The sequence below is a fragment of the Pseudoalteromonas sp. TAB23 genome, from assembly GCF_000498075.1.
Taxonomy (GTDB): domain Bacteria; phylum Pseudomonadota; class Gammaproteobacteria; order Enterobacterales; family Alteromonadaceae; genus Pseudoalteromonas; species Pseudoalteromonas arctica.
In genome coordinates this window covers 1-18991 of the sequence record NZ_AUTP01000278.1, presented here as the reverse complement: position 1 = coordinate 18991, position 18991 = coordinate 1, and the positions used below count along the sequence as shown (strand labels likewise).

Below are 18991 nucleotides of genomic sequence, written 5' to 3'. Positions count from 1 at the left end.
AAGCCTCTGCAACCGATGATGCGGGTAACACCACCACTATTACGACTGCTGATGTAGATGCTTCAACCCCAGTACTAAATGCGGTAGTTGACTTTGCTACTGGTGAGGGCGATTTACCAATAATTAGTGGTACGACCGACCAAGCACCAGGCACTGAAGTGCTAGTTAAAGTGGTAGATAGCGAAAATGTAGTACAAGAGCTTACGGCTATAGTTCAAGCCGATAATACCTGGGCTGTGCAGGTTCCTCAATCATTAGCTGAAGGTACATTTAGCGTAACAGTTGACGTGTTAAGTGAGGTCGGTATTACTACCACGCAACTACTTACCGGAGTGGTGGATACAATATCGCCAACACTTGGCTTACAGGTTATTGGCACAACATCAGACTCCACGCCAATAATCCAAGGTACCAGTGATTTAATTAATGGTGTTGTTGAAATACAACTAGATGGCGGCACTGTACTAACTACTACAGTTGATGCTTTGGGAATATTTACACTTGAAGTTGATGCATTATCTGAAGGGCAGCACGTTGCTAATGTGAGTATTACTGATGATGCAGGAAACGTAGTTACCGATACTCTCGAGTTTGTAGTGGATACACTAGTACCAGTGGTTGATATTTTACCATTGACTATTAGCGATACCGATATATTAACTATTTCAGGCAGTTCTGAAGAGCCTGAGGGTACAGACATTGACGTAACTGTTATTGGTAGTAATGGTGATGAAACAGTATTTGATGCTGTAGTTGGAAGTGATGGTACTTGGTCTTTAGTAACAACTAGCTTACCAGATGGTATATACACTGTTTACGCAAATATTACTGATGCTGCGGGCAATGTAGGCGAGTCTGTTACAGAACAAGTAACTATAGATACCATTCCACCAGTGTTAGAAATAGATGCGTTTGGAGTACTTAATACCCTAACACCAACAATTACAGGCTCCAGCGATGAGGAAGTAGGAAGTTTAATTACAGTGAATATCACTGACTCAACAGCCGCAGTACAAACAGTTACTACTACTGTTCTTGGAGATGGTACTTGGTCTGTCATTGCTCCTTTATTACCTGAAGGAGAAATTACAGTTGAGGCCATAAGTACCGATAGCGCTGGCAATACAACCACTGTAAATCAAATAGGTACTGTCAGTACAACCCTGCCAAGTTTGTTGATAAACCCAATAATTGATACAAGCGATACAACACCTACCATTAGCGGCACAACAGATGTATTAAATGGCAATGTAGAAGTCGTTATTACTGATAGCAGTGGTACCACAACAACCTATAACACCACGGCTATAGCAGGTATATGGAGTTTAATACCTACAGTACCGTTAGCAGAGGGTGCTTTTACAGTCGATGCCACTGTAGAAAACTTATCACTTACGAGTAGTACAAGTCTTGATGGCATTGTTGATTTAACACCACCAACAGTTGAAGTTGATCAATTACCTGTAACCAATAACCCGCTACCGACGATAACAGGTATAAGTGATGCACCAGCAGGTACCAATGTGAGTGTTGTTATTACTGATGCTAATAACGATTCACAAACTATTACCGCTCAAGTTGCAGGCAATGGCACATGGTCAGTAACAGCTACTACCGCACTGAGTGAAGGTAGTTTTAGCGCTACTGCGACAGTGAGTGACGCTGCAGGTAACTCATCAAGCGATACAATGGTGTCAAGCACAGACTACACTGCACCAACTATAGTGATAGACCCAATTACAGTAGGGCAAGATACAACGCCTACCATTACAGGCTCTGTAACCGGAAGCTATGCAGGTGCGGCTGTAATAGTTATGTTTACCGATTCTGCAGGTGCCACTCACAATGTTCAAACAACAGTTGAGCCTGATGGAACTTGGAGCGTGACCTCTACAGAAGTACTTCCTGAGGGTAACTACAGCGTTGATGTAAGCATTGCTGATGGTGCAGGTAATATCGGAGAAGGATCAGCAAGCAGTGCCGTTGATTCAGGAATCACAATCGATTCAGGATTGGTACTAACTATAGATCAAAACCCAGTTATAACAGGTACAGCCGCTCCTGGTGAGTCTGTAACTGTTACCTTTAGTGGCGCTACAGAGGCAACGGAAACAGTAACTGCTGATGCATCTGGTGAGTGGAGCGTAACAGCTAATGCTACCTTAGCTGATGGGGCTTATACTGTAACAGCGGTAGCAACTGATACATCAGGTAATACAACTTCAAGCGGTAGTATATCTGGATTGGTTATTGATACTACACCACCTATAGTAAATGATTTTGAAGTTGATTATTTACTCGGTGGTATTACAGGACTTATAAAAATAGCTGTTATAGGTTTTCATGGCACTACAGATGCAGAGCCTGGTACCACAGTTACTTTAGATAACTCGCTACTATTAGGTATAAGCGTTGGAAACGAAACAACGACAGTTCAAAGCGACGGAAGTTGGGCTTTCACAAGTGTGGATATAGATCTTTTAGCTTTACTAGGTAACGGCTTAAAAGATGTCAGAATTACATTTGAAGACGAAGCTGGTAATACCACAACTATTGATGGTGAAGGTACTGAAGTTGCTAGTATATCAACAGCAGGTTCAGCATCTAGCGACACAATCCCTGCATCATTTAGCGAAGAGTCGGCTCTAGGCGATACAATTCCTAATGAAGTTTCAAGCAGCAACGTATTAAGCACTGAAACAATTGATTTAGGTAACTTGAGTGGTCTATCAACACCTGAGCAAACGGTGCAAATGAGTTCGGCAGAACCGCTTAATATTAATGACGTAATCATTAGCGAAGATGCAGAGCAGCTTATAGCGCTAAATACACTGGTTGAAGACGAAGGCTCTGCAATTGCTTATACCCCAGCCCAAAGCGGGGGAAGCATTGATACAGCAGCACCTGCGGTTGATGTACAAAATCAATCGGAGGAAATGATTAAACACTTAATTGAAAGTAGTAATAATCAAACGGATATTTAATATTAATAGAGCCCTCTTAATTATTTATTAAGGGGGCTTACATTATTAAGAAAATTGATATTATTTATAACGAAATTTAAGAATAAAGGACATTAAAAAAGCCTTATTGATTTATCAATAAGGCTTTTTTAATGTAAAATTTTGGGCTTAAGCTTTTAAATTACGAACCAGTTTACTCTCGGTATTTACAGACTTACCGGCTTGGTCGTAGGTCATTGACGTTGGTGCGCCAATTAATATCTCTTTTAATTGTTTAACGCTTAGTTGCGCTTGGCGAGCAGCATGAGCATTAACATTATTTTGTTTTTGGCATTGCGCAAGTTGAGTTTTAACTTGGCTTATTAGCTCAGATATTTCAGGGTTTTGTGTATCGTTACTGGCAATTAGCTTACTCAGCTCTTTATCAAGAGTGCTTAACTTAGTTAAAAAAGACATTTTTTGTTGGGTAATTTCTTTTAAACCAGCACCACGTCGTGAGGCAATAGCAGTAAGCTCGTCGTTTAATAGCGTATGCAAAGAATCTAAACAACTTACTTGTTGGTTTAGTTTTACGCTAATTAAACTATTATGATCAGCCATACACGTTAAACTCAAAATCAGCTAAATTTTTAGCAAGCTTTTCACTGTCCACTTGATATTTACCTTCGGTAATTGCTTTTTTAAGCTCAGCAACTTTATCGCTATCAAAGCCAGACGATTGCTGTGCTTTATCTTGAAGCGTTTTTAATTGCTGCGCTTGCGGCGTCAAGCTTACAGAGTCACTTGCTGCTTTAGGCGAAGGAGTCTGCGTCGCTTGTGTATTTGCGTTATCTTTTTTTAAATCAACTTGTTGTTGCTTTGCATTTGTTAACGCATTAGCTTGTTGATTACTGCCATTAACTTGATTAACCATAATAATAAACCCGTATATTACCCAACTTATGCCATGTTATCGGCATATACGTAGGATACTTTAGTATAAATCTAAATTAAATATTCACCTGAACAGACTCTACACCATCTACTCGCGCATTTAAAACTTTACCTGATTTTTTGTTTTTTATTTGTATCTGTTCGCCCAAAGTACCGTCTTCTAAAGCAATACCTGTGGTTTTAATTCTAAGGCCTCTAAGGTTAGCGTAAATATTAACAGAGTCACCTTTACACACCATACAAATTTGGTTTAGTAATACTGGCATACCACTTCTAATATTTCGTTTACTTCTGCTGCCTATTAGCATTGTAGGGTCATCTAAGTACTGAATTCGTACAAAGTGAGTTGGTTTCATTTCAATACTTAAATGCGATTTAGTTATTACTTCACCACGAGTTAAATTAGCAGTGGCAACAACAACTGGAGCCATTTCAACAACTCTTACATGAACGTATTGAGTCCACGTTTGCGCATCATTGCATTTGGCTTGTAAGGTTACTTGGCGGTTGAATGGTGGCTCATCGGATGTTGATAATTCAAGCTCAGTATTACAGACACGATCAGGAATGCGACTATCTAAAGGCAGTGCACTTAATTGAGTATTAGTATTTTGCAATGTACCAATCTGCTTAGCTATATAAGCAACGGCCATGTCTTGTAATAAATCCTTACTAAACACTTTAGCTTGCAAAGGGAATACAAAGCACAAGCTAGTAACAAAATAAAAAACACTGTATCTTCTGATTTTTTTTAACAAACTCATAATGTTTCGACTATGCTTATGGTTTCAAACAGGGTATAAATATTTTGCGTCAAAAAGTAGACGCACCCGCGATGTTATGTAGCTTTATAAATAGAAAGCAATTATCGTTCCGTATTATTTGTTTTCTTTAGGAGATTTGAATGGCAGGCATTTTAGACTCAGTAAACCAACGCACACAGTTGGTTGGGCAGAACCGCCTAGAATTACTTTTATTTAAGCTCAGAGGGCGTCAGCGTTTTGGTATTAATGTATTTAAAGTGAGAGAAGTGCTGCAATGCCCTCCACTAACAAGCATGCCAAAATCTAATCCGTATATTCGTGGTGTTGCACATATTCGTGGTCAAACCATTTCGGTTATTGATTTATCAATGGCTGTAGGTGGGCGCCCAATCGACAACATTAAAGACAGCTTCATAATCATTGCTGAATACAATCGCTCTGTGCAAGGGTTTTTAGTGGGCGGAGTTGAACGTATTGTAAATATGAATTGGGAAAAAATAATGCCACCGCCATCAGGCGCCGGACGTTATTCATATTTAACGGCAGTGACCGAAATCGAAAATGAATTAGTCGAAATTCTCGATGTAGAAAAAATTCTCAACGAAATTTGCCCAGTAAACACAGAAGTAAGTGCTGAAGTTGCACAAAGTGGCGATATTCAAAAAGATTTAGGCGAACGTATCGTATTTATTGCAGACGACTCTGCTGTTGCGCGTAATCAAGTTAAACGTGCCTTAGAGCCTTTAGGCGTGCAAACAGAGCTTGCCAAAAATGGTAAAGAAGCACTTATAAGATTAAAAGAAATAGCAGAGCTTGATTGTAAAAACGATATTACTGAGCGAGTAGCGTTACTTATCTCAGACGTTGAAATGCCAGAAATGGACGGCTATACCTTAACAGCTGAAATAAAAGCAGATCCCAAACTTGCACCTTTGCATGTTATTTTGCATACCTCTCTGAGTGGTGTTTTTAACCAGGCTATGATTGAAAAAGTCGGGGCAGATGACTTTATTGCTAAATTTAACCCAGACGAATTAGCAACAGCGGTTAAAAAGTGGGTTCATTGTGATTAACAAAAATAGGTGCTACTAACTTGAATAATAAAGATTTGCAGCAAAGTGAATACGACCAATTTCGTTCGTTTTTAGAGCAGCAATGCGGCATTGTTTTAGGTGAAAACAAACAGTATTTAGTTAAAAGCCGACTTGCTCCGTTAATGACTCGATTTAATGTGGGATCTTTATCGGAGTTGGTTAGTAAAACTCTCGGTCCTCACGAGCGGCAATTAAGAGCCGCTGTGGTTGATGCAATGACCACAAACGAAACGTTGTGGTTTAGAGATCAATACCCGTTTGAGTTGCTCCAAAATAAGCTCTTCCCTGAGTTTAAAGACTTAAGAAGGCCTTTAAAAATTTGGTCTGCTGCCAGCTCATCAGGACAAGAACCCTATTCAATAGCTATGTCAGTAGCTGAATTTAATACTAAGCAACCTGGTGTACTTCGTATGGGTGCACAAATTATTGGTACCGACATATCTAATACCATGCTTGATATGTGTAAAAATGCAGAATATGACGCGCTTGCACTTGCCAGAGGGTTATCTGCAGAGCGTCGTAAAAAGTTTTTTAAAGACAGCGGCAATGGTATGGCACAAGTAAACGATACAATAAAAAAACAAGTTAGTTTTAGGCACCTGAATTTGCTTGATTCTTACGCGTTAATGGGCAAATTTGATATTATTTTTTGCCGTAATGTACTTATTTACTTTGCGCCTGAAATAAAAGCTAAAATTATTAATCAGTTTGCACAAGCATTAAACCCAAAAGGGTACTTATTTTTAGGAGCGTCAGAGTCCCTAACTGGCCTAAGTACTGAATTTGATATGGTTAGATGCAACCCCGGTATCATTTACCAAAAGAAATAATTAAGCTAATTCATTTCCCTAAAACGACGCACCAAGCGTCGTTTTTCTATTTAGATACATAGTCTTATAAAAATATAACACTTCCTAATATTAATGGCTTATTTTTTGCTTTATTCATGGGTAAGTCAATTTTTTGGAGAAGGTTATGGCTATCAGTTTTGATAAAGCATTAGGTGTGCATCCGCAAGCCATGTTGATCCGTTCACAGCGAGCTGAATTAATTGCAACTAATATAGCTAACGCTGATACGCCTGGCTATAAAGCAAAAGATATTGATTTTGCCTCTGCATTAAAAGCGGCAAGGTCAACCCAGCAAAGCGGCAATACTATGGTAAGAACTAATGATAAACACATTGGTGGAGGTACTCATAGTATGGGAAGTTCAGAATCATTTCGTTTGCCAAATCAATCAGATACAGGTGATGGTAACTCGGTTGATATACAAGTGGAACGAAACTTGTATACACAGAATGCTATGGAGTATCAGGCCAGCTTGCAATTTTTAAGCGGCAAATTTAAAGGCCTGAATAAAGCTCTCGGTAGTCAAGGATAAAAATTATGAGTTTATATAATGTTTTCGATATTGCAGGTTCGGGTATGAGCGCACAAAACGTTCGCTTAAATACTACAGCTAGTAATATTTCTAATGCTAATACCATTAGTTCATCTCAAGACAAAACGTACCGAGCGCGCCAACCTGTATTTGCGGCTGAACTAACAAAGGCTTCAGCATCAGTAAGTAACCAACAGGGCTCCGCAGTTGGTGTGAAAGTTTTGGGCATTGTTGAAAGTAATGCACCATTACAAATTGAATATAACCCAAACCATCCAAGTGCGGATGAAAATGGCTATATCTATAAACCCAACGTCAATGTTGTAGAGGAGATGGCAAATATGATTTCTGCCTCTCGTTCTTACCAAACAAACGTGCAAGTTGCTGATGCAGCAAAGCAAATGCTAAGTAAAACACTGTTGCTAGGGCAGCGGTAACCGAGGGTAGGTTATGAGTAACGATATTAGTACATCTTCATCCTATTTAGACTCTATACGCTGGCAAGAATCGCAAGTAGCGACCAGTGATAATGAGAGTGATGCGTTAACACAAGAAGACTTTTTCTCTTTGTTAACTCAGCAATTATCGTTTCAAGATCCCAGTAACCCTGCGGATAACGATCAAATGATTGCGCAAATGACTAGTTTCACAATGGCGCAAGGCATCAGCGATTTAAATTCAAATTTTGATAGCTTAGCGTCTTCTATGACATCAAATTCAGCATTGCAAGCATCAACACTTGTTGGCAAGCAAGCTTTACTTGAGTCAAACACCCTGGATTTAAATGAAACGGGTGATGCCAGAGGCTCTGCAGTGGCAGAAGAAGCCGTTGATAACTTAAAAATTAAAGTGACAGATGCATCAGGTCAGCTAGTAAGAACTATTGATATGGGTTCTCAATCAGCAGGTGCAGTACGTTTTGCGTGGGATGGCAAAAATGAAGCCGGTGAGCGTTTACCTGAAGGTGAATACTCAGTAACCGCCGAAGGAAGTACTGACGGCGAATTTTCAAGCTTGCCCATTGCTACATTCAAGAACATTGAAAGCGTTAATATTAATGGCTCAAGTGGCATTATTATTAACACTAAAGAAGGTGCGGTTAGGCTGACAGATGTAGCAGAAATCGCGTAATAAATTTTAGTATTTTTCGCCTGCTAGCAGGCCACAGACTAACAGGTTAGAGGTGAATTATGAGCTTCAATATTGCATTAACCGGCCTTGCTGCCGCGCAAAAAGATTTAGACGTAACGGCAAATAATATTGCAAACGTTAATACCACAGGTTTTAAAGAGTCACGCGCTGAGTTTGCCGATGTTTACGCTTCATCAGTATTTAGCTCTGGTAAGACTAAAAATGGTGACGGTGTGCAAACAACCATGGTTGCGCAGCAGTTTCATCAAGGCTCACTACAATTTACAAATAACTCACTTGATTTAGCAATCACTGGTGAAGGTTATTTTGCGATGACCGACGATTTATCTTCGCAAGATTTAACATATACACGTGCAGGTGCATTTAAGCTTAACCAAGATAACTTTATGGTTGACGCAAAAGGTAACTTTTTACAAGCATTCCCAGTTGATTCATCTACAGGTGATACAACGTCGGTAAGTTTGAGCACAACTGATCCAATTCAAATCCCTGATTCGTCTGGTTCACCTCGCGCAACAGAAAATGTATTTTTGTCGTTTAACTTAGATGCAACGGCGGATCCAACAGGTCTAGATTTTGACCCTGCTTCTAGTGGTACTTATAACTCATCTACGTCAACAACGGTATATGATTCACTAGGTGAACCACATATTTTACAATACTTTTTTGCTAAAGAAGATGATGCCGCAGCAGGTGGTACAGATAACAGTTGGGAAGTATACGCAACACTCGATGGCAAAGTAGTTGATGGCACAACTGGTGGAGAACAAACAACGACACCTTATACACCACTAACTACCCTAGGTTTTAACTCAAGTGGTTTACCATCAACAACAGGTGGTGTGGCAAATACAAATACAACTACTTTTGATGAAATACTGCTACCAGCGGGTTCTGGTGCTGGTTTATCAACATTACTAGACAATGGTGCAACTTTCCCAGGTACTGGTATTGAGCTTAACTGGCGCGATGAAAATAACACGGCAGGACGTATCCCAACTCAGTATTCAAGTGGTTTTGAAGTAAAAGCACTCGATCAAGATGGTTCAACGGTAGGCCGTTTAGCCGGAATTGATATAGGCACAGACGGTAAAATTGTCGCTTCTTACAGTAATGGTGACTCAACATTCCTAGGCCAAGTGGCTATGGTACGTTTTCCAAATTCACAAGGGTTATCACAAGTGGGTGATACAAGCTGGAAGCAAAGTATTGATTCAGGTGAACCTGTAGCGGGTGAAGCAGGTTCGGGCACGTTTGGTGGAATTAACTCATCAGCGCTTGAGCAATCAAATACAAATCTTACTAATGAACTTGTAGACTTAATCACTGCACAGCGTAATTACCAAGCAAACTCACGTGCGCTTGAAGTTAACTCAACTATTCAGCAAAGTATTTTGCAGATTCGATAAGCTAAACCCCATTAAATATATTAGGCTGCATTTTTGCAGCCTTTTTTATAAGCCCTCTTTGTAAGCCCTTCTAAATACCTCTCAATGTTGCGTCAAATTTAATCTGGCACCTATTTTGCATTTATAAGTTCAGAGATTTTTATGTGAGTCGATACTATGGACAAAATGGTCTACATTGCGGCCTCTGGCGCTAAGCAAAGCCTACAAGGGCTTGCTTTAAAAGCCAATAATTTGGCAAATGCAAATACAACGGGTTTTAAAGCTGACTTTGCGCAAGCACGTTCTATGCAAGCGTTTGGCGAAGGTTTGCCTACACGTGTATTTTCAATGCAAGAGCGTCCGGGTTCAAACATGGTATCGGGTGGCATTGTTCAAACCGGGCGAGACTTAGATATCGCGATGAGCGATAACGCATGGCTTGCAGTTCAAGATGCCTCCGGTAATGAAGCTTATACAAAAGTGGGTACGTTAAACATTACTGCTCAAGGCATGCTCGTAACCAGCCACGGTCGTCAAGTTATTGGCGAAGGGGGACCTGTTATTTTACCTGTCCCAGTCGAAAAAATAGGGTTTAGCCAAGATGGCGCTATTCAAGTTCGACCACAAGGCGCTCCCGCTAACTTTTTAGAAGAAATAGACACGCTTAGAGTGGTAGAAGCAAATAGCTCACAGCTCGAAAAAGGTAACGATGGTTTATTTAGACCAAAAGCAAATGTAACAGTAGATACCTCTGCCAATGTAAAAGTTTTAAGTGGTTCGCTTGAAATGTCGAATGTGAACCCTGTTCACGAAATGGTCGACATGATAAGCCACCAGCGCCAATTTGAATTACAAGTGAAATTAATGAAAACAGCTGAAGAAATTGACGAGCGTCAAGATCAGTTATTACGCATAGTTTAACTTTAAAATGAGGACACGATTATGAATCCAGCATTGTGGATCAGTAAAACTGGGCTAGACGCTCAACAAACCGATATATCGGTTATCTCAAATAACTTAGCGAATGCGAGTACTGTAGGTTACAAAAAAAGCCGCGCTATATTTGAAGATTTACTTTATCAAAATATTAATCAACCAGGTGGTCGTTCATCGCAAGATACCGAAATGCCATCGGGCCTAATGCTAGGTGCGGGTGCTAAAGTTGTAGCTAACCAAAAAGAGTTTACGCAAGGCAACATGTTGACCACCGAAAACTCACTAGATTGGATGATTTCTGGTGAAGGTTTTTTTGAAGTACTGCAACCAGATGGCAATATTGCTTACTCGCGCAATGGTCAGTTTACTACTGATGGCGATGGCCGAATTGTTACATCCGGCGCTGGTTATGTTATTCAGCCAGAAATGAATGTACCTGATGATGCGCAATCAATTACGGTTTCGCAAGACGGCGAAGTATCTGTGCGTGTTGCAGNNNAAGCCGATAACGTGGTCATTGGTCAGCTGACTATTAGTGACTTTATTAATCCGTCGGGTCTTGAGCCAATCGGTCAAAATCTTTATACCGAAACCGCTGTAAGTGGTGCGCCGGTACAAGGTAATCCTGGTGTTGAAGGGTTAGGTAGCATTATTCAAGGCTCGCTCGAAACATCAAACGTAAATGTAACTGAAGAGCTAGTAAATCTAATAGAAACTCAGCGTATTTACGAAATGAACTCAAAAGTAATTTCGGCAGTTGACGAAATGATGAGTTATATCAATCAACAGCTTTAATAGAGTAGGGGGAATTATGCGTAATATTATTTTATTTGCAGCGGGCACATTATTTTTAAGTGGCTGTATGTCTACGCAAAATAGTGAAGTAGTGCAGGACGACCCTTACTACGCACCTATGTACCCCGAGCCTATTTTAGAGCCGCTGGTAGCCACAGGTTCATTGTTTAATACTCATACATCAAACGACTTATATTCTGATAAAAAAGCGCTACGTACTGGCGATATAATTACGGTTAAATTGCAAGAGTCTACTCAAGCAACAAAAGCCGCTAAAACAGAAACAGACAAAGAAACCGACGCAAGCTTAGACCCTGTTATTGGATTAGGTGGTCTGCCTGTAAATATNAGGTGGCGATAGTATTCAGTTTGGTATTGGTAGCGATTCGTCGTTTACGGGTGATTCAAAATCAAACCAGTCAAACAGCTTAGTGGGCGATATTTCGGTTAATGTAATGCGCGTTTTACCTAATGGTAACTTAGTTATACGCGGCGAAAAATGGCTAACGCTTAATACCGGTGAAGAGTTTATTCGTTTAGAAGGGCTTGTACGCCCTCAAGACGTAAGCGCCGATAATACGGTTGAATCAAATCGTATTGCTAATGCACGTATTCAATACTCAGGTAAAGGGCAAACGCAAGAAGCGCAAAGTCCTGGTTGGCTTACACGTTTCTTTAGCAGTTCGCTGTTTCCATTTTAGAGGGTAACAACATGAATAGCCTTAAAGCTTTATGTTTAGTTGTGTTATTAGGTTGGCAGTTTACTGCCAGTGCTGAGCGCATAAAAGATGTGTCTATGGTTGAAGGCGTACGCTCTAACCAATTAGTTGGTTATGGCTTAGTGGTTGGCTTGCCGGGCACTGGCGAGCAAAACTCATACACACAACAAAGTTTTAGAGGCATGTTGAACAGCTTTGGTATTACGCTACCTTCAACTCAAAGTCCTAAAATTAAAAATGTTGCCGCTGTTGCTGTGCATGCAGAATTACCCGCATTTAGAAAGCCCGGGCAAACAATAGATATTACGGTTTCTTCCATTGGTAGTGCAGGCAGTTTACGTGGTGGCACTTTATTACAAACTTTTTTAAAGGGTGTAGACGGTAACGTGTATGCAATTGCACAAGGTAGTTTAATTGTGGGAGGCCTAGGCGTAGAGGGCCTTGATGGAAGTAGAGTCGTAATTAATACTCCTACAGTTGGACGAATTCCCAATGGCGCAACAGTTGAACGCACCGTAGAAAGCCCGTTTATGCAAGGCGATTACATTACCTTCAACTTAAACCGTCCAGACTTTACTACAGCAAAGCGCCTAGAAAAAACAATTAACGATTTGGTTGGCCCAAATAGTGCGCAGGCAATTGATTCTGTTTCTATTCGTGTTATAGCCCCACGCGATGCCTCGCAGCGCGTATCGTACTTATCAACACTCGAAAACCTAGAGTTTAAACCAGCTGATATGGCGGCAAAAATAATTGTTAACTCGCGTACAGGTACAATTGTTATTGGTAAAAATGTAACTCTACAGCCTGCTGCAGTGACCCATGGCGGTTTAACAGTCACCATAGCTGAGCAGCAAAATGTAGTGCAGCCAAATCCGCTAGCAAACGGTGATACCGTTGTCACACAGCAAAGCATTATTGATGTGAACCAAGACGACTCTCGTGCTTTTGTATTTAATCCAGGGGTAAGCCTTGACGATTTAGTACGCGCAATAAACGAAGTAGGCGCAGCGCCTGGTGACTTAATGGCTATTTTAGAAGCACTAAAAGAAGCGGGCGCAATTAACGGTCAGTTGATCGTTATTTAAAAACTCAAGCATGTAACGTGTCACTCAAAGCTCTATATCGATTAAACAAAGATCTAGAGCTCTTTTGTTTACAGTAACTTAAAATTATTATTATTATCTTCCTCGTTTTATTCTGTAGTGGCTCAATTTTTGCATTTTTAACTGCATTATTCATTTTGTGTCAAAAAGCCGATGGAAACAAATCACCTCGATAAACAAAACTTTTTTGATTTAGGCAACTTAGATTCACTTCGTAAAGAAGCCTTAACGAGTGGCGATGCATCAACGGATGCTTCCAAAGCTGCGCTCAAAAAAGCGGCCGCACAATTTGAAGCTATTTTTACGCAAATGTTGCTCAAAGGAATGCGCAAAGCTAACGAAGCATTTGAAGACAAAGACAGCCCATTTAATTCAAGTGGCGTAAAGTTTTTTGAAGAAATGCACGATCAGCAACTTTCAACAGAGCTTTCATCAAATGGCTCGTTAGGCCTTGCCGATTTAATTGTTCAGCAGTTATCGCCTGAGTCTAAAAACTTTATGCCAGGCTCGGTGCTTAGAACAACCAACGATATTTTTAGCGATACGCAAGTCGGATCCGCTCTTCCTCATGAGCAAAAAAATAAGCAACCCGATCTTATCGTTAAGAGTACTAAAGCCGATATTGCTGAGCCTAAGGTTAATACTGCAGAGTCTAAAACCGATAGCCCAACATTTAAAAATGCAGAAGAGTTTGTAAGTTCAGTGTGGGAACACGCTAAAACTGCAGCGCAAAAAATAGGTTTAAACCCAGCGGTAATGGTTGCTCAAGCGGCACTTGAAACCGGTTGGGGTAAACACATTATTAATAAAAGTGACGGTGGCAGCTCAAATAACTTATTTAATATTAAGTCAGATAAAAGCTGGGAAGGCGATAAAGCAAGCAAAGTAACGCTTGAGTTTGAACAAGGCACACCCGTTAAAAAACAAGCCAGCTTTAGAGCCTACGATTCAATTAAAGATAGCGTGAACGACTTCGTTGATTTTTTAACGCAAAACCCACGCTACAAAGAAGCATTACAAAATACAGCAAAACCAAATGACTTTTTAGATTCATTACAAAAAGCAGGTTATGCAACCGATCCAAATTATGCCAGCAAAATAAAAAAAGTGCTCAATAGCAGTCAGCTAAAAGACATTGCGGCAAACGTGATCCGCCAAGGAGTAGAGTAACATGTCGTTTAATTTATTAAACATTGCCAGTTCTGGGGTTAGAGCAAGCTCGGAGCTATTGCAAACGACAAGTAAAAATATTGCCAATGTAAATACCGTAGGCTACGTACGTGAGCGTACTGAATTTACCACTATGGTTGATAACCAAGTGGGGCGAGGCGAAACATACCGATTACTAAACGAGTTTGCTCAGTCACAGCTAAATCGTGACACCTCTAATAAATCGTTTTTCGATCAGTTTATTACTGAGGCTAATCGAGTTGATACTATTTTTTCTGAAGAGTCGAACAACCTTTCGACCGGAATTAACTCTTTATTTAATAACGTGCAAGAAGCGCTAAATCAACCTTCATCTACCGTTGCCCGCTCATTAGTAATGACAGATGCGCAAAGCTTAATTGATCAAATGGATAGGCTTTCAGGCATCGTGCTTGATCAAAAAAGTGTAGTGAACGAGCAGCTCGAAATATTTTCAGATGAAGCAAACTCACTCATTCAAAGTATTAGTACGCTAAATCAAAATATTGCAGCAGTTAATGGCACTAATAACGCCGCAGATGCGAGCTCTACTTATAACGAACGCGATAAAGCAATACGCGACTTATCAGAGCTAATAGACATAGAAACGCTTGATGGTCCAAATGGCGAAAAACTCGTTTTTATGGGCACAGGCGAAGCGGTGGTTATGCAAAATGGCGCATTTAACTTATTTTCGATGACGGGCGACCCCGATCCTAACTTTAAAGAATTCACGCTTGACGTTAATGGTGGCAAAGCAGTGCCGCTTGAAGTTGATGTAAGTAAGCTTAAAGGCAAAATTGGCGGCTTACTTGCTTTTAGAGATGACATATTAGTCCCTGCGCAAAACCAAATTGGTCAAATGGGCTTAGCGATAGCTGATGCATTTAACGAACAAAACAAATTGGGTATGGATGCAACAGGTCAGCTAGGGGGTAATATTTTTAATATTCCTACCGTTGGCGCTTATGCGTATCAAGCTAACACAGGTACTGCCGGTATGACTACAACGGTAGAGCCAGGTAAGGGCAGTGAACTTCCTGCCAGTGACTTTATTATTACTTATACAGCTAATGCTAATGAAGTAAGTATTCAGCCTATAGATAACAAAGGCGATCCGTTAGGGCAGCCTTCACTTGCTGATATATCGACAGGTGTTATTGATTCATCGACTATTACTACCGGAGAATCATTTGGTCTTCAAGTAAATGTATCTGGGGCAGGTGTTGAGGGTGATCAATTTCAAATAAAGCTTAATTCAGATGCTGCTTCAAGTATTACACTTGCAACAGGGCGCGCAGAAGATTTAGCACTAGCATCGCCAATCCGTACTGCTAACGATTTAAATAATATAGGCACCGCTACTATTTCAGCGGGAGAAGTAACAAGTGTTACCTCCGGTGGATTTACTTCAACACCAAGCTTAACGAATGGCGAAATAACGCTTGTTAAAACAGGTAATGCTAACGAATATCAAATTACAGATAATAGCGGAACGAATACTTTTACTATTACGCCTCCTGCAAAAGGCATGTTATCGCAAGCGGGTGCTCCATTTGATACCTACGGATTCGATTTTGATATAGAAGGTACACCAGCAACAGGCGACACTTTTACACTTGAGTTTAACGAAGGCGGCTTTGATGATAACCGTAATGGTTTAAAATTAGCTGATTTACAAAATGGTGAGTTAGTCCGTTTAAATGTAGAAACAACAGCAACGGCCGACAACCATAAAACGTTCAACCAAGCTTATTCAGGATTAGTGAGTGATATAGGTGTTATAACTGGCCAAGCAATCACAAGTGGGGCTGCATTTGATGCTCTAGCACAGCAATCTGAGGCATGGTACGAGTCGTTATCGGGTGTAAACCTTGATGAAGAGGCCGCAAATTTACTGCGTTTTCAACAATCATACTCAGCATCAGCACAAGTTTTAGCAGCAGCTCAAGAAATTTTTGACACCTTATTAAATGCGGCGAGGTAATTATGCGTTTATCAAATAATTTAATGTACCAAAACAACATAAATAAAATACTCGACAACCAACAAGGTGTTGCAAATGCTCAAGAGCGAGTAACAACAGGTGAAAAGTATTTAACCACCTCAGAAGCGCCAGCTGCTATTTCGCAAGCTATGCTGTATTCAAATAAAATACAAACGAATGAGCAATACACTAAAAATATCGATCAGCTAAATGGCCGCCTAGAAACAGAAGAAAGCGTATTACAAAGTATAAATAGTAATATTCAACAAGCGCAAGAACTCACTATTCAAGCAGGTAATGGTGTTTACACTAAAGACGATTTAAAGACGTTTGCATCAGAACTTAGCGGCATTCAACAAACGCTAGCTAACTTAATGAACACCCGATCAGAAGACGGAAAATTCATATTTTCAGGATACCAAGACAGCACGCAGCCATATCAGTTTGATTCTGCAGCGGGTGAGTACACCTATAATGGCGACCAAGGCCAGCACCAAATAACTATAGCTGAAGGTGTATCAATTAAAGCGAGTGATAACGGCTTTGATACGTTTGAAAAAACTAACGCGCGACTAAATGTAGAATCAAATGTTGCTTCAATTCCTACACTAGTACCTGCTAATAACGTAACGGCTGGTACAGTGTATGTTGACGGGCAAGCTGAGTTTGATAAGTTTCATCAAGCAAATTACAACGCAGACCCAACAGCTTCAGCAACTGCAAATACATATAGTGTATTAGTAAGCCCAGGTGCTACAGCAACAGATCCACAAACTTACGAAATATACCGAGATGGCGCAGCACTAATCCCTGCAGTAACAGGTGAAGTTACTGATGAGTCTATCGATTTTGCAGGTATGACGATTGAATTTGAAGGCACAGCACCAGGTCAACTCGATTTTAGCCTTGAAAAACCAGGCAAAGAAAACGTACTTAACACATTGCAAGCACTTATTACCGGCCTTAACGATGGCACACTTGAAGGTGATGACTTTCAGCAAGTACTTGCTGATGGCCTAGTGCAATTACAAAACGCGAGTGAGCAAGTTGTGTTTACCCAAGCAAGTTTAGGTGGGCGTATGAACGCACTTGAAAGAGTAAGTGATTCAAATTTAGCGCTCGATATTCAAAATAAAAGTAATCGCTCTAATTTAGTTGAAGTTGATATGGCAGAAGCTATTAGCGAACTAACCAAACAAGAAACTGCACTGCAAGCATCGCAAGCAACTTTTGGCCGTTTAACTAACCTTTCATTATTCGATTACTTATAAGCAAGTTATAAGCAGAAATACCTTGCCGCTTTACCTACTTTAAAGCGGCAATACTTTGCGGCAAAAATTGGCTACAAAATCGCGGCAAAAAAATGTCACTCCTCCCTAAATAACTTCACTCTTTATTTACAATTCAATGGTATCTATTTTTGTTAATTAAAAACAACAACTTAAAAATAAATTAAAGTTGGCACAGTAAATGCTTTTCTTATTATAAGAATTATCGAACAGTGGTTCCTGTTAAATCGTGTTGAACCACACTCTGTTTAAACCTAGGAGATGGTAAAATGGCATTAACAGTAAATACTAATGTGTCGTCACTAAACGCACAACGTAACTTAACTAAATCTGGCGAAGGCTTAGCTACTTCAATGGAACGCTTATCATCGGGCATGCGTATTAATAGCGCAAAAGATGATGCCGCTGGCCTACAAATTTCAAACCGCTTAACATCGCAAATTAATGGCCTAGCCGTTGCTCAGAGAAATGCTAATGATGGTATTTCAATGGCGCAAACCGCTGAAGGTGCGATGAGTGAATCGACTAATATTCTTCAGCGCATGCGTGAACTAGCATTGCAGTCTGCTAATGGCTCTAATTCAGATGAAGACAGAGAGTCACTCCAGAAAGAAGTCTCTGCATTGCAAACAGAGTTAACCCGTATAGCTGAAACAACCTCGTTTGGTGGTCAGCAATTATTAAATGGTGACTTTGGTACTAAAGCTTTCCAAGTTGGTGCCAATGCTAATGAAACAATTAACGTATCATTGAACAACATAGCTGCAGATAATCTAGGTCAGAATGCAATTAAAGGTGGTGGCACTGTATTCAATAATACGGTAGCCNTTTATCTGGTCCAAAAGGTAATACAACTGAAGATTTAAGTCTCATAAATGCCCAGGAAACAGCAGACGCAATCAATGCAGCGGCAACTGGTATAAAAGCTCAAACATCAGTGACAGCAACAATTACAGCGTTGTCATCAGCTGATACGGGCACACTGACTGTTGGTGAGAAAACTTTTGATTTATCATCATATAACGGAAGCGCGTCTGATTTAGCATCTGACCTTGGTAAAGCTGGGATAAACGCAACGTATGACGCTGATGCTGGTAGCATATTAATTGAAGAAACTGACGTAGCAGGTGTATTACTGGTTGGTGATGGTGCAAGTACTGCTGCATTAAACGGTACAGTTGGTAGTGCAACCGGTGCTGTAGTGAACTCTCAGGTTAATCTGACGTCATCAGATAAGTTTACTGTTGGTGCTACCGGTGGTGAGATAGCAACCGTAGGTAACTCTACATTAGAT

The 18991-nt window shown here is 40.3% G+C and carries 16 protein-coding genes and 3 pseudogenes; 16 read left to right on the top strand and 3 right to left on the bottom strand.

All coding sequences use genetic code 11. From position 1 onward, the window contains the following. Positions 1 to 2984 (top strand): Ig-like domain-containing protein (locus L654_RS0117310; RefSeq protein WP_024608601.1); only part of this gene is annotated, 2984 nt, incomplete at its 5' end. Positions 2985 to 3131: 147 nt separating this feature from the next. On the opposite strand, the gene L654_RS0117305 is transcribed toward L654_RS0117310, so the two are convergent. From L654_RS0117305 to flgA, 3 genes are all read right to left on the bottom strand, one after another. Then, positions 3132 to 3563 carry a flagellar protein FlgN gene (locus L654_RS0117305; RefSeq protein WP_024589967.1) on the bottom strand — a complete coding sequence of 144 codons (432 nt, stop codon included), beginning with the start codon at positions 3561 to 3563 and terminating at the stop codon, positions 3132 to 3134. Next, complete coding sequence (flgM, locus tag L654_RS0117300) at positions 3556 to 3876, bottom strand: flagellar biosynthesis anti-sigma factor FlgM (protein ID WP_007581856.1); 321 nt, start codon at positions 3874 to 3876, stop codon at positions 3556 to 3558. The genes L654_RS0117305 and flgM overlap by 8 nt, the downstream gene beginning before the upstream one ends. 76 nt (positions 3877 to 3952) lie before the next feature. Then, positions 3953 to 4660, bottom strand: coding sequence for a flagellar basal body P-ring formation chaperone FlgA (gene flgA, locus L654_RS0117295; RefSeq protein WP_024608600.1), 708 nt, complete (start codon positions 4658 to 4660; stop codon positions 3953 to 3955). 140 nt (positions 4661 to 4800) lie between these two features. Between flgA and L654_RS0117290 the strand changes: the two genes are divergently transcribed. The 15 genes and pseudogenes from L654_RS0117290 to L654_RS1000000127020 all read left to right on the top strand — a co-directional run. After that, positions 4801 to 5733 (top strand): chemotaxis protein CheV, encoded by a 933-nt coding sequence (locus tag L654_RS0117290; protein ID WP_007581858.1) that lies wholly within the window; start codon positions 4801 to 4803, stop codon positions 5731 to 5733. A 20-nt stretch (positions 5734 to 5753) separates the two neighbouring features. Beyond that, complete coding sequence (locus tag L654_RS0117285; RefSeq protein WP_007581859.1) at positions 5754 to 6584, top strand: protein-glutamate O-methyltransferase CheR; 831 nt, start codon at positions 5754 to 5756, stop codon at positions 6582 to 6584. Positions 6585 to 6729: 145 nt separating this feature from the next. Next, positions 6730 to 7137 (top strand): flagellar basal body rod protein FlgB, encoded by a 408-nt coding sequence (flgB, locus tag L654_RS0117280; RefSeq protein WP_002959431.1) that lies wholly within the window; start codon positions 6730 to 6732, stop codon positions 7135 to 7137. Between the two features lie 5 nt (positions 7138 to 7142). Next, positions 7143 to 7574, top strand: coding sequence for a flagellar basal body rod protein FlgC (gene flgC, locus L654_RS0117275; protein WP_007581860.1), 432 nt, complete (start codon positions 7143 to 7145; stop codon positions 7572 to 7574). Positions 7575 to 7587: 13 nt separating this feature from the next. Beyond that, positions 7588 to 8268 (top strand): flagellar hook assembly protein FlgD, encoded by a 681-nt coding sequence (locus tag L654_RS0117270; protein WP_007581861.1) that lies wholly within the window; start codon positions 7588 to 7590, stop codon positions 8266 to 8268. A 59-nt stretch (positions 8269 to 8327) separates the two neighbouring features. Continuing rightward, positions 8328 to 9698: a flagellar hook protein FlgE gene (flgE, locus tag L654_RS0117265; RefSeq protein ID WP_024589965.1), complete on the top strand. Its 1371-nt coding sequence runs from the start codon at positions 8328 to 8330 to the stop codon at positions 9696 to 9698. Positions 9699 to 9854: 156 nt separating this feature from the next. Continuing rightward, positions 9855 to 10598, top strand: coding sequence for a flagellar basal body rod protein FlgF (locus tag L654_RS0117260; RefSeq protein ID WP_024589964.1), 744 nt, complete (start codon positions 9855 to 9857; stop codon positions 10596 to 10598). A gap of 21 nt (positions 10599 to 10619) precedes the next feature. Next, positions 10620 to 11408, top strand: coding sequence for a flagellar basal-body rod protein FlgG (flgG, locus tag L654_RS0117255; protein WP_024608599.1), 789 nt, complete (start codon positions 10620 to 10622; stop codon positions 11406 to 11408). A gap of 16 nt (positions 11409 to 11424) precedes the next feature. Next, positions 11425 to 12109 (top strand): annotated as a pseudogene (gene flgH, locus L654_RS01000000126330) (flagellar basal body L-ring protein FlgH). Between the two features lie 11 nt (positions 12110 to 12120). Next, entirely contained in the window at positions 12121 to 13215 is a 1095-nt protein-coding gene (locus tag L654_RS0117245; RefSeq protein ID WP_024589963.1) for a flagellar basal body P-ring protein FlgI, read from the top strand. Positions 13216 to 13386: 171 nt separating this feature from the next. After that, positions 13387 to 14403, top strand: a complete 1017-nt coding sequence (gene flgJ, locus L654_RS0117240; RefSeq protein ID WP_024608598.1) for a flagellar assembly peptidoglycan hydrolase FlgJ — start codon at positions 13387 to 13389, stop codon at positions 14401 to 14403. 1 nt (position 14404) lies between these two features. Further along, a complete protein-coding gene (gene flgK, locus L654_RS0117235; protein WP_024608597.1) occupies positions 14405 to 16408 on the top strand; it encodes a flagellar hook-associated protein FlgK in 2004 nt (667 codons plus the stop codon). Between the two features lie 2 nt (positions 16409 to 16410). Further along, positions 16411 to 17679, top strand: coding sequence for a flagellar hook-associated protein FlgL (gene flgL, locus L654_RS0117230; protein WP_024608596.1), 1269 nt, complete (start codon positions 16411 to 16413; stop codon positions 17677 to 17679). 287 nt (positions 17680 to 17966) lie between these two features. Beyond that, positions 17967 to 18476: pseudogene (locus tag L654_RS1000000127025) on the top strand (flagellin); the annotation flags it as partial. Positions 18477 to 18634: 158 nt separating this feature from the next. After that, positions 18635 to 18991, top strand: a pseudogene (locus L654_RS1000000127020) (flagellin); the annotation flags it as partial.

What these genes read in the sequence shown, in the direction of transcription:
- flgE (WP_024589965.1), top strand. Translation starts at nt 8,328, where the DNA reads ATGAGCTTCAATATTGCATTAACCGGCCTTGCTGCCGCGCAAAAAGAT.
- flgJ (WP_024608598.1), top strand. Translation starts at nt 13,387, where the DNA reads ATGGAAACAAATCACCTCGATAAACAAAACTTTTTTGATTTAGGCAAC.
- L654_RS0117270 (WP_007581861.1), top strand. Translation starts at nt 7,588, where the DNA reads ATGAGTAACGATATTAGTACATCTTCATCCTATTTAGACTCTATACGC.
- L654_RS0117245 (WP_024589963.1), top strand. Translation starts at nt 12,121, where the DNA reads ATGAATAGCCTTAAAGCTTTATGTTTAGTTGTGTTATTAGGTTGGCAG.
- L654_RS0117305 (WP_024589967.1), bottom strand. Translation starts at nt 3,563, where the DNA reads ATGGCTGATCATAATAGTTTAATTAGCGTAAAACTAAACCAACAAGTA.
- flgA (WP_024608600.1), bottom strand. Translation starts at nt 4,660, where the DNA reads ATGAGTTTGTTAAAAAAAATCAGAAGATACAGTGTTTTTTATTTTGTT.
- flgK (WP_024608597.1), top strand. Translation starts at nt 14,405, where the DNA reads ATGTCGTTTAATTTATTAAACATTGCCAGTTCTGGGGTTAGAGCAAGC.
- L654_RS0117290 (WP_007581858.1), top strand. Translation starts at nt 4,801, where the DNA reads ATGGCAGGCATTTTAGACTCAGTAAACCAACGCACACAGTTGGTTGGG.
- flgL (WP_024608596.1), top strand. Translation starts at nt 16,411, where the DNA reads ATGCGTTTATCAAATAATTTAATGTACCAAAACAACATAAATAAAATA.
- L654_RS0117260 (WP_024589964.1), top strand. Translation starts at nt 9,855, where the DNA reads ATGGACAAAATGGTCTACATTGCGGCCTCTGGCGCTAAGCAAAGCCTA.
- flgC (WP_007581860.1), top strand. Translation starts at nt 7,143, where the DNA reads ATGAGTTTATATAATGTTTTCGATATTGCAGGTTCGGGTATGAGCGCA.
- flgB (WP_002959431.1), top strand. Translation starts at nt 6,730, where the DNA reads ATGGCTATCAGTTTTGATAAAGCATTAGGTGTGCATCCGCAAGCCATG.
- flgM (WP_007581856.1), bottom strand. Translation starts at nt 3,876, where the DNA reads ATGGTTAATCAAGTTAATGGCAGTAATCAACAAGCTAATGCGTTAACA.